This is a genomic window from Labrys sp. 22185, assembly GCF_052045555.1.
Classification (GTDB): Bacteria; Pseudomonadota; Alphaproteobacteria; order Rhizobiales; family Labraceae; genus Labrys; species Labrys neptuniae.
The window spans coordinates 1-15,076 of the sequence record NZ_JBQEPH010000060.1 but is presented as its reverse complement, the minus strand read 5'-3'; the positions used below and the strand labels follow the sequence as shown (position 1 = coordinate 15,076).

Genomic DNA, 15,076 nt, shown 5'->3' with positions numbered 1-15,076 from the left:
GTCGTCGTCCCGCTCACGATGCGCTTGACCCGCACGAAGCTTTCCACCCGGGTGGCGTAGTAGCTCACCCCGTCCCCGGCCGCTCCCGTGGTGCAGGCCGGGCTGGTCATCCCCGCCGTGCAGGCCACCAGCCGGTCGCCGTCCAGCACGAACTCGTCCGTATCCGCATAGCGCGGCGTCCCGCCCACCGCCGAGGAACGGGTGATGTCCGACAGGCCCGACAAGGAAAAGCCCACGCCCGCAAGGCCGGCCCAATAGCCTCCCGCCCGCGCTCCGGCATTGGAATCATAGCGCAGCGACACTTTGGGCTCGAGGCCATGATAGGCCGGCACCGCGATCGACACAGACTGCGTGAAGGAGCCGTTGAAACTGGCAGGCTCGGCCTTGGTCGCCAGCGCGCTGGCACTGGCGATCGCCTTCAGGGGATCGTCCCCGGGCGTATCGTTCACCGCCGCCGTCGCCGCCATCGTCGACAGGCTCTCGGCCTGCACATCCGCGGCGCCTTCCGCCGGCGTCGCGGCCGCTTCACCTGAGCCGTCCTTGGCCTGCGAGCCGCTCTCGCTGCCGGCCGCTCCGCCCTTGGCAGTCGATGTCCCCGCCTGGCTCTCCGGCTTGTTCGAAAGACCGGCGCCCGTGCCGCTGCCCGATCCATCCGTCCCGCGCTGTGATCCAGCCGCCTTGCCCGCCGCCGCCGGATCCACCCGCGTCAGGTCGGGCAACAGCGGTTGCTGGCTCGTGCTGATGCCGGGCTGCGACGAGGGGATCGGACGAACGATCGTCGGATCGGCGGTGGGAACCGTCGGTGCTCCCGCCACGGGCACACCACCCATCGCCGCTGGATTGCCGGAGCCACCCGAACTCGATTGGCCCTGGGCCGTGGCCGATGGCGCCAGAGCACCGACCAGGCCACCCGCAACAATCAAAACCCGCAACGACACACGCCCGAAGGACGCACGTGAATGCCGATCTCTATCGTCTACGCTGGACTGGAAAGAAACGACACGCGTACCCGCACGAACCAAACCGGACGCCCCACAGCGCCCGCCCGCATTCCCAATCATTCCCAGCCCCTGACGATTCCAGCGCGCAGCCCCCTGCACGCAACGTCACGCTAGGAAATCACCTCACGAGTCTCAATATGGCAAATTTGAGGGAATGACACACTTTCGTCATGATTTCACGTCCGCGTCACGCTGAGAAAGGCGCTCGTTTCATCATGCCCTTCGCTTCAGCAGCTAAGAAGTACCAACGCCGCTTTCCAGCTGCATCTTACCAGCTACGCCCCAGACACTTAACCATTCAGGAATCTTTTCTAGAAAATTCTTCAGCACGCCCCCTGAGCGCAATCTCTGGGTTGCGTGGGTGGAAAGCCGATTGCCCATTGCACTCCGCTTTGCGCGACCAGGATTTCGTTCTTGCGGATCTCGACCACGACCCATCCGGCAATCTTCGAGCCCGCAGTGACCTTCTCCCGCTCCCCCGTCGAAACGGAGCGCAGAATGGCAAAGCTCGGCGGACCAATGCCGGTTCCTACCAGCGATAGAGCGGGCGCTAATTTCGGCGGCGCAGAGGACTGAACAGGCGCGGGAGGTGGCGCCGCGCCGACGAACAAGTCGCGCCCCGCGGACGGTTCGGACGGAGAAGCTGCGGGGGCAGCGCTGCCGATGGTCAGCTCAGGTACGGACGCCTGCCGAAACGTCGTCTGAACCCGCTCCTCAGACGGCATTATCTGGTGCCAAAGCAGCACCGCAAATCCAGCGATCGCTAACAAGATGAGGGAACGGCGGAGGATTGGCCACATACTCATTTCGCACCGGCCCAATAAGCCTCGACCTGCATGCCAACAAGAAGGCTACCATCCTGGCGATGCTCGGCACTGAACTGACGCAGGAACAGCATGGGCCGGGCTTGTGCGAGCGCTGCCATAAACGAGGGCAGGTTGCGCGAATTTGCGATCAGTTGAGCTTCGAAACGCAGGCCACGAATGGACCCATAGGATATCGGAGATTGCCGCCGAAACGAGAGGATCTGCATCTGTCCTGTCGACAAGAGAGCCGAGACCGATTGTTCCAGACCAATACGGGCCCCTTCTTCCGTCGCGCCTTCAACATACCCAAGGCTCGCCAGGGGAATCTGCTTGATTTTGGCGAGTGCCGCGACCACGGGAGCGGGATCCTCGCGACGCGTTTCAAGCGTTGCGACCTTGTGGCCGAGAACGTCGATTTGTGAATCGGTCTCCCGCCAATTGAGCAGTCCCGCTACCACTATGAAAAGAAAGAGAGCGACCAATGCCGCAAGGAAGAACCAGGCAAGAATCTGCTGGAGATGACTAGGCCCAGTTGGCGATAGGGCTTGAGGGACTGTCATGACCCGCCTCCGCCATGCCCTTTGACGGCTCCTGACAAAACGGTCGTCCCTTCCGCAGCAAGTGACAAATGATAGCCTGGCTCCAGAAGGTCTTCAGCGAGTTGCCGCAGTACATCCTGCGCAGCAGAACCACCAAATTCAGCTTCGAAATTACCATCACGGACGACAAGCTTTGACAGAAAGGCATCCGCTGGCAGGCGTGCGGCAATGCCAGCTAGAATCCGCGTAACTTCGGTGCTTTGGTTCTGTCTCGCAGCCAGAAATTCCATTCTTTGCCGGCCAAGTTCGATATCTTTGCGTAGCTGTGAGGTTTCCTCGATGGCTGCCAATGTTCGCGTCAAGCGAAATCGCTCCTCGCTTAGAACTTGATCCTGCCGCATCGTGCCTACCCAATAAGCGAGTACGCCTAGGGTCAAAGCCAATAACAGCAAAAGACCATCAAGGCGAAGAGCTGCCATTCGTTTGGCGGCCTTCTCCGAGTTCACCTCTACGATGATGCCCTCGCCAAGGTCGACCCAACCTGGCCTGGCGTGAAGTTCCGCCTGAGCTTGCGACTGAAGGTCTTCGACGACGACTTTGGGAATGATGGCCGTCGCAACCTTGATCTTGTCTTGCCGGGCGGGGAAAAGCACTTTGTGTCCAATCAGGACATCGTCTGCCTCGAATGGCGTCGAGATCGGCACATCGAGCTTGAGCACGGCATCCAGATCCGCAAGCGCGGCCAATGGCAATTCAACCGTGCGCCGCAAGACACGCTCGGACGGGATTAGCAAAGTCGCCGATGTAATCTTCCGACGTGAAAGCCGAGCTCGGCTGACGGTCTGTCGTGTCGCCCCCTTGACCATCTGCGCTGCAAATGGCGGGCTTGCCGCGATCTCAAGTCGGCCAGAGGACAGGAATCGGTCACGCCAGCGTGCCGGAATTCCGGCGAGCAGAGCCCTCTGCCAAGCCATAAGCCCAAAGCGGATGCGGCTTTCAATGAGCGCTCTCATCGCGACCTCACACAGACGGCAAGCTGGGGATCGCGGATACACGCCGTTTCTGTCATCTGGCGCCGAACATAGGCAATATGGGTGCGGCTCGACCCACCAACTCGCTGCCAAGAAAATCGCACCGCGTCGGGCAGCGGGCCGCGGCCTTGCCAGCCGTCGAGCCAGGCCCCACCCGAGCGAATGCTGATCGCAAGCTTTGTCAATTGAGACAGCAAGGGTTGACGCCGATCATCACCCTGCAGTTCGGCCGAGACATCGACATTTGCGTCCATCGTCAAGCTTTGCAGGCCCCCGCTCGCTATGAGGGGGAATTTGATCGGTATGGCTCGATCGCGCGCGAGCGATAGCGGCACACCTGTCGTCGTCAACGAAATGGCCCCAACTTCTAAGCGAATGCTGGATGGATCGGCCTCTTCGACGATCCGATCGATGGTTTGTGCGAACCAGGCCGCCTGACGAATATCGGCTTCCGACAGAGCTAGCCGCCGCTCCTGGCCGACGACGAACCATACCAGGTTGCCGAGCGCCACGATGACAAAACTGCTGATCGCGAGCGCCACAAGCGCTTCCACGAGCGTGAGGCCACTATCTCCGTTCAAGGCAGGAGGCACGAAAGCACTGTTCATGGGCGCCGACGCCGGATAAACGCTGACAGGATGGAAGCATCTTGTCCCGGCGGAATGACTTCTGCGTGAAACAATAGAGCGGACTCGGTGTCGGCCCGTATTCTGACAGTCCAGATCTGCCCTGAAGACACTGTCACCTTTTCCTCCATTGCAGCCGACGGAGGCCGAGCCTTGAAACGGGCCAACAGATCACGAGCGGTCATGAGGTTTTCAAGCTGAACGACATCGGCGGCTCTTCGCAGACCGGGCCCGATCAACAAATCGAAAATGGCCGTCGAAACGAGCCCGATCACGCCAATGGCCACGATCGTCTCCAACAGTGAAAAGCCTCGATCATCGATCCGCACGGCGAACCTCACCATTGATCCACGACACCGTCAGCTTGATGCCGCGCTGGCCAGAAAGGGCAAGGCTGATATCCCCTCCCGTGGATGATCCGTCCGGCAGCATCGCGATGGCCAGCCCGGCGCCGAGCTGAGCAACGGCGGCTTGGACATCGACATCCTCGGACAAGGCAACGCTTCGCCGCGAGTCGGACGTCTGAAACAGCCGGCGCTGGGGATCGAACGTCACTGTAATCACCGACCCACTCGAACGTGCCTGTATTCGCGCGTCGCTGATGAGCAAGGCTAGCTTGTCCGCATAGTCGGAAAGACGCCTTGCCTCGCGCCAATGCACCCAACTGGTCGCACCCAACACCAGCGTCAATCCGACGATGGCCAAAAGCACGAGGGTCTCGATCAGCGAGAGACCAGCGTCCGGATCAAGTCCGGTCTCGCGAGGAAATATCGCGATCATCATTATCTCCGCCAGGCTTGCCATCGGCTCCAAGACTAAGAATCTCAGCAGGTTTGCCGTCGACGGACTCCCGAAAAACCCACGGTCTGCCCCATGGATCGGTCAAGGTTGAGCGCTTGCGCAAATAGGGCCCTCGCCAAGAGGGCAGGTTAACCGGCGCATCGAACAAGGCGGGCAATCCCTCAGCCTGGCTCGGCGCCCGGCCGACATCGATCCGAAACAAGTCTATTGCCGATTGGATATCCTCGAGCTGCAGCCTCGCCGTGTCGGTTCGTGCTCTTTGAAGATAGTTGACGACCTGGATGCCACCGATGGTGGCGATCAGGCCGAGGATGACCAGAACCACCAGGAGTTCGACCAGCGTCAAGCCGGCATCGGTGAAACGGAAACGCACATCAGAGGGATGAATTCGATGCAAATTCTGATTCATTGAAAAGCAACCTCATTCAGGCTGACGACAGCCGAGAGCACGAGATAGGCCAGTGCCCCGACGACCAGGCCCGCAAATACGGTAATGGCAGGTGTGAGCAATGCGCTGAAACGCTGGATTCTTGCAGTTGCACGGGCAGCATGCAGGGTTGCGCCGTGATGAAGCACCTCGGCCAATCGCCCGGTTTGTACGCCTGCATCGATGAGCGCCAGGACATCCGCCGGCAAGGCGCGCGCGCCTGCCAGAGCTTCGCGCAAGGGCGCCCCTTGCGATGCCTGCCCCAATGCGGTCGTGAGCGTCGTTCTCATCCAGCGATTGTTCATCGCGCTAGCGGCCAAGGGGAGCGCCCTTGTTGGGACGACACCACATTCGATCATCAAGGCTCCAGCCGCAGCAAACCGCGCGCTGTCGCGCGAACGCAATATCGCCCCCCAAAAAGGCAGCCGGAGAATAAAGGCGTCGAACCTCATCCTCCACGCCTCGAAACGGCTCAAGACAACGAAGCTTAGCGCCATGATGACAGCCGCAACGCCGAACCACGGGAAGGCCTGGCGAACAAAGGCACAAAAGGAAAGAAGGGCCGCAACGCGCGCCGGCGGATGGCCGCTCGAGTTTTCGAAAAGCTCCGCCAGGTTTGGAGCAACGACAACCACGATCATGACGACCGCCACCATGGCGGTGACCAGCAAAACAGCCGGGTAAAGCAGAGCCGTGACGATACCCTCCTGTGCCGATCGTCGTTGAGAAAAATCCGTCGCGAGCCTGTCCAGCACACGAGGCAAGGCCCCGGCTGTCTCACCGGCCTCGATGAGGACGATTGCCTCACGTGGCAAGAACGCCAGTTCCCGCAAGGCCGCATGCAGCCGCTGCCCGTCACGGACGAGACGCCGAAGGGCGGCCACGGCTGCAACGACTTTGGGAGATTTTCCACCTGCCCCGCAGATGGCCAACGTCTCATCGATCGTAAGCCCGGCCGACAAAAGCGTCGCCCATTCCCGCAGCAGCATGACGACATCATCCGGGCGAAGAGAAAACGAAGTCTTCTTCTTCCCTTCTCTCCGGTCCTTGGCAGCCTGCAGCGAAGTGACGGTGAGGCCCTTGGCAACAAGGTTTTGAAGGGCCTGAGACTGATCGGGGGCGACAATGGAACCGCCTTCCGTCTTGCCAAGCTTCGTAACAGCTCGATAGCGAAAGCTAGGCATAGGGCATCCCCCGGTGCTGTTTTGCTTGTCTCCCTAGCCGATAGTGCTCGATAAAACGGCCGCGCATGACAGCTGTCGTCATGGTGCGGCCTCGGTCAACCCGACAGCGAGCAGTTCCTCGCCCAGGACGCGCTGCAATTCCGACAAGCTCGTCTCGCCGCCCCATAACCGCATCAAGCCGTCATCCAGGAGCGAGGCAAAAGAGGGCGCCGCGGTTCGCAGTGCCTCCCCGCTGGCTCCCGTCGCAATGGCCTGTCGCAAAGATGGGGTCGACGCGATGAACTCGCCGACAGCCACACGTCCCTGATAGCCAGTGCCGGCGCATTGTGGGCATCCGTTGGCTTCGAAAACCCGCGGACCGCTACCATCAACATAGCTTGCGATCCGGGGCATGTAGCTGCTCCAGTCGAATTTACCGGGTGCTGGCTTGCGGCATGCATGGCAAAGGCGGCGAACCAGACGTTGCGCCATGCAACCGCGCAGTGTGGAGGCAAGCAGCCAGGGTTCGATGCCCATATCGATGAGACGTGGAACTGCATCCAGAGCGGAGTTGGTATGGACGGTGGCCAGCACGAGATGGCCGGTCAAGGCAGCCCGCACCGCGATCGACGCGGTTTCGGCGTCCCGGATCTCGCCGACCATGACGACATCCGGATCGTGTCGCAGGATCGAGCGCAGGGCTTGCGCAAAATCAAAGCCGATTTTGCGCTCGACCTGAACTTGGGCGGTTCCCTCGAGTGCGTGTTCGACCGGATCCTCGACGGTCACGATGTTTCTGTCGGGACGCGCCAGGCGCTGAAGGGTCGCGTAGAGCGTGGTGGTCTTTCCCGAACCGGTCGGACCTGTGACGAGCAGCAGTCCGTTGGGCGATGCAACCAGGCTCTCAAGACCACCAAGAACTTCACGCGGGAGCCCCAAGGTCCCGAGATCCGGGGTGGCGCGCACGCGATGAAGGACGCGTAGGACGATGCCCTCCCCATGGATATGAGGAATGGTCGCCATGCGAAAGTCGATCTCGACCCCGCGATGCGGTGCTCGAAGCCGGCCATCCTGGGGAAGGCGGGATTCGGCGATGTCAAGGCCGGCCATGACCTTGAGGCGCGAGGTGACGGCGAGGGTCAGTTCACGTGACCAGTTCGAAAGATCGCGTAAGACGCCGTCAACACGGACCCTCACCCGGCCGCCAAGAGCGGTCGGCAGAATGTGAATATCGGAAGCACCGCCATCGACCGCCCGGTCGATCATTGTCTCGATGGCGCGAATTGCCGGCGCGTCACTGGCTAGATCGCGCAAACGATCGACGTCGCTCGCCAGGCCGTCACTCGTATTTTCCGCCTGGGCGCTCTCGCCCTGAAACTCTGCGAGCCTATCGGTCGCGCGCATGATGTCCGCGGGACGCGCGACTTCGGCAACCACGGGTGCGCCGATCTTGGCGGCCGTGGCCGCCAGCGAAAATCGATCGAGCGGATCCCCGACTGCGACGACGAGAGTATCGCCATCATGTCGAAGCGGAACGATCGCGGCGCGAACCAGAAAGCCGATAGGCAGTTGCGGGATAAGGTAGGGCGGATCGGGAAAATCGCTTGCCACGTCCAGATCGAGGATCTCGGCCCACCCTTGCGCATAGTCCTGGTCGGCGATCAGGCCGAGCTTGCTCAGGACACGATCGATCCGCTCGCCGCTGGCCCGGGCAGCGCTCCGCCCGCGTTCCAGATTGTCGGGCTGAAGTGCTCCCTTGCTCAGCCAAAAATCGACCAGCCTATCCAGTTCAGGCGTGGACGAAAGGATCGCCTCCGAGAGCGCCATTACGCCAGCACTCCCTCTTGTTGTGCGAACGCAATCAGCAAGGTTGCCAGGACCAGGAACGGACCGAAGGCGATCGAGGAAGTCCCGGTCAATTTGAATGAACCTGGCCCCCGAGCAAAACCCACGAGCGTCAATGAGATCAGGGCGAGTATCGACGACAAAAGGAGCAGCCCGCCAACCCCGCTCAACCCTACAATGCTGCCGCACCCGGCAGCCAGCTTCACGTCCCCAAAACCAAGTCCGTGATATCCGCGCACCTTCCGAAACACGGTACCCACGAGCCAGATCAGTCCAGAAGCACCTATCGCGCCAAGCAAACGAATATCTGCAGCCTGGGGCGCCCCATAGAGCGCGAGCACCAATATCGGCAATGTAAGACAGTCAGGCAGGCGGTAGGTGTGCCAGTCGATAATTGCCGCGCCGATCATCAGGAGAAGCGCGAGGCCGAAACAAAGCGTTGCCGGCAAAGCCAATACGGCCGCGCCACTTAAAATAGCAGCGTAAGCAAGACTGGATGGACTAAAGAAATAGCGCAGCCACGGCGCCTGGCAGAACCCAGTGTCTTGTTCGAGCTCACGCACGGACCTTGCCCCAATTCCCCGTCAGCAATCCACGTCTGCACAATGATAGCTTGGCATCGACACGCGTGCCGACACTCGTGACAATAGCCACAGAAATATTGCATCTCTACGTATTGTCGGGCGGCCTGTTGGTCTATGTTTGGTCTATGCTCCTTTGGCAGGGGCGCCAAACGAGTTCGAAAGCGTGCCTTATGCACGGCAATAGTTCAAATAATACCTCCACGGCTGAGTCGCAGAGTAAAGAATCAGGCTTCGTGCTCTTCGTGGTTCTGGTTGCCGTCCTGGCGGTGGCAAGTCTGGCCGTTCTGGTTGCTCGCCGAGCAACGACGGATATACGCGCGATGAGCGTCGAAGCCGCTGTTATTCGCGCGCAGACGGCCAGCGAAGCAGGACTCGCAAGGGCCATCGCCTCCCTTGACGACCGCAACGATCGCTTCGGACTGACGCCCTATACCGGAGATGTGACCTGGGAGTTCGATGGCGCCCAGATACGCCTGAGAATGGAGGCTGAAAGCGGCAAACTCGATATCCTGCGGTCGGACCTTGCCTTGCTTAGGCATGTCGTGGGCCGTCTCGTCGCAGACCCGTCCGATCAGGCGCTCATCCTCGATCAGATCCAGCAGCTCCGCTCGCGAAATCTCACACCCTATGATCTGAGGGCGATTCTCCCCGCAAAGCTGCGTGTTTCCAATCTCGCCACGGCGTTCGAGCCCCATCTGACTGTCCTGGTATCGCAATCGGGTGTCGATCCTATCGGAGCTTCACCTTTGGTGCGGGAGGCTCTTTTGACCGAACATCCGCAGTTGCGTGACGCCATGGACCAAAGCCTGAAATGGCGCCAAGTCACGCCCGAGCTCGCGGCAGGACTCGGTGCGCAGTATTCGCTCCCGTCAAACCTATTTACAGTGGACGCGCAAGCCTCCTTGCCGAACGGTATCCGAGCCAGGCGTCGCGCGCTCGTGTCCTTGGATTTTTCGAGCCACCGGGCATATCTTCTTAGGGATACGCAAGTTTCTCCTGAACAAGCCGAGTAGAGTGCAGTCTCAGGAGCCGGCTCTGTTTTTTCTTGGGTTAAGGGGTCGGTGCCCTATTTCTTGATGACATAGCGGCGGCCAATGGCCCTGTCGGCACCGGACATGCTCGCGCGCACGGCTTGAGTGACGGCCTCGACATCGGCGCGGCTACCCATGACAGTGGGACGCAGAATGATCAGGAGTTCCGTTCGCCCCGTCAGATCCTTGACACCCGTCCTGAAGGCATTGCCCAGGATCGGGATGTCCTTCAGGATCGGAATGCCTCCATTTCCTTTCTCGCGCTTCGTCTTGATCAGGCCGCCAAGCACGATTTCTGCACCCGAGCCGACAGCGACAGAGGTATCGATTTTCCTTTGCTGAATCGTGGGCGAGTTCAACGTCGAGGTCGTCGTGGGAACGACGTCGCTGACTTCCTGCGAAATGTCGAGCTGGACCAGGCCGCTTGCATTCACACGCGGCGTCACGGACAAGATGATGCCGGTATCCTTCAACTGAATGTCGTTGAGGATCGGCGCATCCGGGTTTGTCACCCCTTGAGACGAGCGAGTGGCGATCGGTACTTGATCACCAACCTTGAGCGATGCCGTCTGATTGTCCAAGACGGTCAGAGCGGGCGAGGAAATGACCTCCACATTGGTGACCGACTCCAATGCATTCAGCACGACGCGTGCACTGGGAACGCTGAACGAATAATTGCCGCCAGGATAAGAGGGTGCAACAAGGTTCCCCTTATCGAGATCGGACAAGCCAAAGCTATGATTGCCGGTCTGGAAATACCAACGCACGCCGTACCGAAGATCATTGTTCAGCGCCACCTCGGCAATGGTTGCTTCAATGAGAACTTGCGTCGGCTGGACGTCGAGCCGCGATATGGCGGAAGAGACGGTACGCCACTCCACGGGCGATGCGGTCACGACGAGTGAGTTCGTTCCCATATCCGCCTGGATCGAGATCCTGGACGAGTTTCCTTCCATCTCGGCCGGCGCAGCACCTGCCTCTTGTCCGTTGGCAGGTCCGCCCGTCGTCAAGCTTGCAGGTGTGGCGAGGGATTTGGTCTGAAAGGCGGGAGAAACCGCCCCGCCTGCACCTTCCTGTCCGCCGCCCCCCGCTCCGAACATCTGGCGCAATACGACCGCAAGGTCCGCCGCTCTTCTATTCTGCACGGGATAGACGAAGACCCTGCCCTCATCCTGATTGGCTCGATCCAGTCGTCCTGCCCATTGGCGAGCTCTCTGGATTTGAGCCGCGCTCGAGGCGATCACCAAAATCGCATTCATGCGCGGCACGGCGATCGCCTGAAAATTCTTTCCGGCCGCAGCGAAAACCTGCTGCATGTCTTTGGAGACAGCCGCGGCGCCAGCCTCGCGCAGCGGGATGAGTGCAAAGGACTGGCCCTTCATCTGGTCGACGTCGAGGCTCGCCACGAATTGGGCAAGTGGTTCGGTCTGCTGGGGATCGCCCGACAATACCAGGCCACCATTACCCGGCAGGGCAGCTACACTAGCATTCCCGCCGGCGAAAGCTTGAACCGCCGCTCTTGCTTGTTCGGCATCGACATTGCGCAAGGGCACGATGCGCGCGGCTCCCGCCGATCTCGGCGCTCCCATGCCACGGGAGGTAATTCGCCAGACTTTGCCTTCCTTGCTCAACTGAGCGCCGTTCATCTCGAGCATTTGGCGCACGATATCGATGGCCGACGCCTTATCGACTGGTTCTCCGCTACGGACGGTGATCTTCCCTTGCAAATTGGGGTCGATAATCACCGGCTCATGCAGGACATCGTCGAAAACCGACTTGGCAAAATCTTGAATATCGGCGTTGACGAACTGCAACGTCATAGTCTTGCCACCGGGGTCGACGGAAACGCCACCCGATCCGGATGGTGTCGCCGCTCCTGGAGCCTGGCCGTATTCAGTGTAAGGGGCAATGGCTTGCTGGGGGCCGCCACCCAAGGCTGCCATCTTGACTGACGCTGGTCGGCCACTGCCGATGGACACACCCCAATTCCCTAAAGCACGGGTGGCCGGTGAACTGGCATCTGTCGAGTCGGATGTTTGGGCGCAACCTGCTACACAGATGCAGATGCCTAAGATGACAATAAATTGACGCATGAAGAATCGTCCCCCAGATAACTACCATGCAGGGCGCCCCTTCCTAAAGCACGTCGATTCAATATCTTTCCACAGGAATGGAATTCTAGATTTGTTCTATGCCTAACCTAAAGCCATGGCGAAACAGAGTCACCGGTCAGAGTGCCCCGCTACCTACTTACCTAACCGCGACTTCAAGATACGTATTTCTTATGCATACGGGCTCGGACGTAAATAAATGGGATAGCGCAACCGACGCCATGATCCTTACCATTAAATACCAGCCTAAGTGCTCACCCAGCCTACGTCTTGGCTATCGAGATCGTCTCTCGCGCCTTCGACCACTTCAGGGGATTGTTGATGCCTGCCACCAGCGGGTCGACATAGGCTATCCATCGCCTTCACTATTAGCAGGCTCGCGGCCTCGGAAAGCCAAATGCCATACCCTATACAGGCCCAATTAATATTTTCAGATATTTTGTTTAAAAAAATGCTTATAGATTCTTATAAAATCTTCATCTCTCAATAATTCAAAAGAAATTACTATAAAATTAAATACAATCACTGACACCATGGTATCGAATACTAATTTATCTAAAATAAATTCAACACAACCCTCCCCCCCGACGGATAATCTTACTGTTTCTCGGCCCTTTATCTCGATCAAAAAGTTACTCTCCGGGAAAATTACTGTGTGGCCGTCGCCACCTTCAAATCGAAAATAATCTTCCAGCAAAATTACCAAATCCATAGAACAAAAAAGTGATTTAATATCCCCATTAAAATACAAATAAAAACTAAATATTTTATTTTTTTCTATATATTCGGCTATAGCATAAATTATACTTTCTACCTCATCACTATCAAGATCTGATTTGTACGCATCGAAAAATAGTCTTTTATCTTCGGCACTAAATATCCTATTTTGTTTTAAATGGAAACCACACTTATCGTAGCTAGTCATTTCCATTTTTTATCTCCTGATTTTGTAATCATTCCTAAGATTTCGGATGTAAAAATCTACGTCTAAATTTAAAACCGAAATGATCATTCTTGATCGTCTGTTTTTGTGCGGTCCTGTTTTGTTTTGTCTTCAGCCGGGTAGGATGAACGAAGGCCTCCAGAAGCACCAACTACGGCTATTCCAACCGCCGTAGGCGTCTCAATACCATATTGGTCAACTGTGACGCCCCATCCTTGCGGTACATCAACCGGGTATGCCCCCGGGGGCTTCCCTAGGAAGCCTTTAAGCAGGCCTGCCACTTGTTCGTCAGAAACCTTCCATTTGCCCTGGGCGGCATTCGCTTGTCTTGCTCTATCGGCTAGTTCTCTGTTCGGCCTTTTAACACCGTGCTCGCTGAAAGTATGCCCCCAGGAAACCCGACTCTTCGGATCCATATTCCATGAACGACCATCAGCAGATTGATATGTGCCGTAGTCTGCATTGTAAACGGAGGGGATAGTTGGCGCTGGCGTGAAGCCTGGGTTATCTGGCATACTTGAAGAAGGTGTGTGGCCTTCTGTTGTGATGGCGGGCGGTGCTGGAGTATAGCCCGGATTTTGCGGCATAGTTGGTGCAGGCGAAAACCCAGGGAGCTCGGGTTGAGGATCTGCTGATGCCATGCATTGGTCATTGGCCAGCATTCGCGATAGCGCGTTCCACGCCCTCTCGGCGAGGCTGGGCTTACTTGATATTGGCATCGAGTAGGCGTCGAATTTTTGGAGGGTATGCCCGCTCGGATCCTTGACATTGATAGGATTGTTATCGGCGTATGCGTACCGGTTGGTTCCGACGCCTTCCTGGGTTGGGTCCCACCAGTCTGGCGAGACGAAGCGAGCGATGTGGGGATCGTAATATCTTGCGTTGAGGTAGAGCAGGCCCGTCTCGTCCTGCCGCTCGCCGATATAGCCGTGATCCTCCTTGGTCGCCGTCGAGGTCGTGATGGGCTTGGCTAGCCCGAAGGGCTGGTAGCGCGTGGCGATGGAGGTTGTGCCCGCCTGGTCGGCCACCACACGCACCGAGCCCAGATGGTCCTTGAGCAGCGTGTAGCTCTTGGCCGTGGCGCCCGTGCCCTCGATCTTGATGTCGGGCATCGGGTACTTCACCCACAGCGGCGTCGTCGGCACGCACGGATCGCTCGAGCCCTCATAGCTCACCCGCTCGTCCCCGAACACATAGGTCGTCGTCTCCGTCGGCAGCGGATTGGGCGCCGTGGTGCAACCCCGCGGCGAGGCCTTCGTCACCTTCTTCACCCGGCTCCCGTCCGGGCCGTAGAAGTAGCTGCTCGTCGCCCCGGGGCTCTCCCCCATATAGGCGCTGACGATCTGCGTCGGACGGTTCATCCCGTCCCAGCTGTAGGTCCGCCCATGACCCGTCAGCATGTTGCCGTTGTCGTCATAGGTGAAGAAGGTCGTGCCGGCCACGCCCACCGCATGCGGGCGCACCGCGTTCGGGCCCTGCGCCGGATAGGTGTAGGTGCCCACATCCGTCTTCGACGTCAGGTTGCCCGCATCGTCATAGCTGTAGGTCTCGTTGAACGAGGCATTGCCGGCATTGCTGGCCGAGGTCAGCTGGTCGAGCTCGTCATAGCCATAGCTCCAGGCATCGCTCGAGGCGCCCCCCGGCGAGGTGATTCCATCGATCCGGCCGGTGGCGGCGCGGGTATAGTTCAGCGACAGCAGGTTCGTGCCGCCCTTGGCCGCCGTCAGGCTGTTCAGCCAGCCCCGCGTGGCGTCATAGGCCGACGTGCTGGTCACCCCATTGGCGTAGGTCGTCGCCAGCGACTGTCCGGCCGCATTGTAGGTCACGTTGGAGACCAGCCCGGGGATGGAAGTGAGCTGGCCCGCCCCATTGTAGCCGAAGGGCGTTGCCGCAGACCCCAGGCTCGTGCCGTCCCCGAAGGTCCGCCACAGGATGCGCTTGCCGGCATCATAGGCCGTCGTCGTGGTATAGGTCGTGCCCTCCGTCGTCAGCAGGGTCTTGACCACCTCATTGCCCAGCGCGTCGTAATTGGCCGTCAGCCAGGCATGCTTGTTCGCCGCCGTCGTCTGCTTGCCGACATTGAAGGCGCCCGAGCGTGCCTCGTCATAGAGGAAGCCGATATTGTCGCGCTGCGGATCGCCATTGGGCAGGTCCGACCGCATCACCTG

14 protein-coding genes are annotated in these 15,076 nt (G+C 59.1%); 1 reads left to right on the top strand and 13 read right to left on the bottom strand.

The features are described from left to right. From ACTJKX_RS36425 to ACTJKX_RS36380, 10 genes are all read right to left on the bottom strand, one after another. A partial coding sequence (locus ACTJKX_RS36425) for a SpvB/TcaC N-terminal domain-containing protein (protein ID WP_440728308.1) occupies positions 1-932 on the bottom strand: 932 nt, incomplete at its 3' end. 871 nt (positions 933-1,803) lie between these two features. Next, positions 1,804-2,367 carry a hypothetical protein gene (locus tag ACTJKX_RS36420; RefSeq protein ID WP_440728307.1) on the bottom strand — a complete coding sequence of 188 codons (564 nt, stop codon included), beginning with the start codon at positions 2,365-2,367 and terminating at the stop codon, positions 1,804-1,806. Beyond that, positions 2,364-3,359, bottom strand: a complete 996-nt coding sequence (locus ACTJKX_RS36415; protein WP_440728306.1) for a hypothetical protein — start codon at positions 3,357-3,359, stop codon at positions 2,364-2,366. The genes ACTJKX_RS36420 and ACTJKX_RS36415 overlap by 4 nt, the downstream gene beginning before the upstream one ends. After that, positions 3,356-3,985: a prepilin-type N-terminal cleavage/methylation domain-containing protein gene (locus tag ACTJKX_RS36410; RefSeq protein ID WP_440728305.1), complete on the bottom strand. Its 630-nt coding sequence runs from the start codon at positions 3,983-3,985 to the stop codon at positions 3,356-3,358. Before ACTJKX_RS36410 ends, ACTJKX_RS36415 begins: the two co-directional genes overlap by 4 nt. Further along, on the bottom strand, positions 3,982-4,332 hold the full coding sequence (locus tag ACTJKX_RS36405; protein ID WP_440728304.1) for a type II secretion system protein: 351 nt from the start codon (positions 4,330-4,332) through the stop codon (positions 3,982-3,984). Before ACTJKX_RS36405 ends, ACTJKX_RS36410 begins: the two co-directional genes overlap by 4 nt. Further along, on the bottom strand, positions 4,319-4,786 hold the full coding sequence (locus ACTJKX_RS36400; protein WP_440728303.1) for a pilus assembly FimT family protein: 468 nt from the start codon (positions 4,784-4,786) through the stop codon (positions 4,319-4,321). Before ACTJKX_RS36400 ends, ACTJKX_RS36405 begins: the two co-directional genes overlap by 14 nt. Continuing rightward, entirely contained in the window at positions 4,749-5,213 is a 465-nt protein-coding gene (gspG, locus tag ACTJKX_RS36395; RefSeq protein ID WP_440728302.1) for a type II secretion system major pseudopilin GspG, read from the bottom strand. The genes ACTJKX_RS36400 and gspG overlap by 38 nt, the downstream gene beginning before the upstream one ends. Beyond that, positions 5,210-6,415, bottom strand: a complete 1,206-nt coding sequence (locus tag ACTJKX_RS36390) for a type II secretion system F family protein (protein ID WP_440728301.1) — start codon at positions 6,413-6,415, stop codon at positions 5,210-5,212. Before ACTJKX_RS36390 ends, gspG begins: the two co-directional genes overlap by 4 nt. Positions 6,416-6,493: 78 nt before the next feature. Continuing rightward, positions 6,494-8,221: a GspE/PulE family protein gene (locus ACTJKX_RS36385; protein WP_440728300.1), complete on the bottom strand. Its 1,728-nt coding sequence runs from the start codon at positions 8,219-8,221 to the stop codon at positions 6,494-6,496. Further along, positions 8,221-8,802 (bottom strand): prepilin peptidase, encoded by a 582-nt coding sequence (locus ACTJKX_RS36380; RefSeq protein WP_440728299.1) that lies wholly within the window; start codon positions 8,800-8,802, stop codon positions 8,221-8,223. The genes ACTJKX_RS36385 and ACTJKX_RS36380 overlap by 1 nt, the downstream gene beginning before the upstream one ends. A gap of 341 nt (positions 8,803-9,143) precedes the next feature. Between ACTJKX_RS36380 and ACTJKX_RS36375 the strand changes: the two genes are divergently transcribed. Then, positions 9,144-9,836, top strand: coding sequence for a hypothetical protein (locus ACTJKX_RS36375; protein ID WP_440728298.1), 693 nt, complete (start codon positions 9,144-9,146; stop codon positions 9,834-9,836). 53 nt (positions 9,837-9,889) lie between these two features. On the opposite strand, the gene gspD is transcribed toward ACTJKX_RS36375, so the two are convergent. The 3 genes from gspD to ACTJKX_RS36360 form a co-directional block, all read right to left on the bottom strand. Then, on the bottom strand, positions 9,890-11,833 hold the full coding sequence (gene gspD / locus ACTJKX_RS36370) for a type II secretion system secretin GspD (protein WP_440728297.1): 1,944 nt from the start codon (positions 11,831-11,833) through the stop codon (positions 9,890-9,892). Positions 11,834-12,395: 562 nt separating this feature from the next. Then, positions 12,396-12,896 (bottom strand): hypothetical protein, encoded by a 501-nt coding sequence (locus ACTJKX_RS36365; protein WP_440728296.1) that lies wholly within the window; start codon positions 12,894-12,896, stop codon positions 12,396-12,398. A gap of 77 nt (positions 12,897-12,973) precedes the next feature. Continuing rightward, on the bottom strand, positions 12,974-15,076 hold a 2,103-nt coding region (locus ACTJKX_RS36360; RefSeq protein WP_440728295.1), incomplete at its 5' end, for an RHS repeat-associated core domain-containing protein.

What these genes read in the sequence shown, in the direction of transcription:
- ACTJKX_RS36420 (WP_440728307.1), bottom strand. Translation starts at nt 2,367, where the DNA reads ATGACAGTCCCTCAAGCCCTATCGCCAACTGGGCCTAGTCATCTCCAG.
- ACTJKX_RS36415 (WP_440728306.1), bottom strand. Translation starts at nt 3,359, where the DNA reads ATGAGAGCGCTCATTGAAAGCCGCATCCGCTTTGGGCTTATGGCTTGG.
- ACTJKX_RS36410 (WP_440728305.1), bottom strand. Translation starts at nt 3,985, where the DNA reads ATGAACAGTGCTTTCGTGCCTCCTGCCTTGAACGGAGATAGTGGCCTC.
- ACTJKX_RS36400 (WP_440728303.1), bottom strand. Translation starts at nt 4,786, where the DNA reads ATGATGATCGCGATATTTCCTCGCGAGACCGGACTTGATCCGGACGCT.
- gspG (WP_440728302.1), bottom strand. Translation starts at nt 5,213, where the DNA reads ATGAATCAGAATTTGCATCGAATTCATCCCTCTGATGTGCGTTTCCGT.
- ACTJKX_RS36390 (WP_440728301.1), bottom strand. Translation starts at nt 6,415, where the DNA reads ATGCCTAGCTTTCGCTATCGAGCTGTTACGAAGCTTGGCAAGACGGAA.
- ACTJKX_RS36385 (WP_440728300.1), bottom strand. Translation starts at nt 8,221, where the DNA reads ATGGCGCTCTCGGAGGCGATCCTTTCGTCCACGCCTGAACTGGATAGG.
- ACTJKX_RS36375 (WP_440728298.1), top strand. Translation starts at nt 9,144, where the DNA reads ATGAGCGTCGAAGCCGCTGTTATTCGCGCGCAGACGGCCAGCGAAGCA.
- ACTJKX_RS36365 (WP_440728296.1), bottom strand. Translation starts at nt 12,896, where the DNA reads ATGGAAATGACTAGCTACGATAAGTGTGGTTTCCATTTAAAACAAAAT.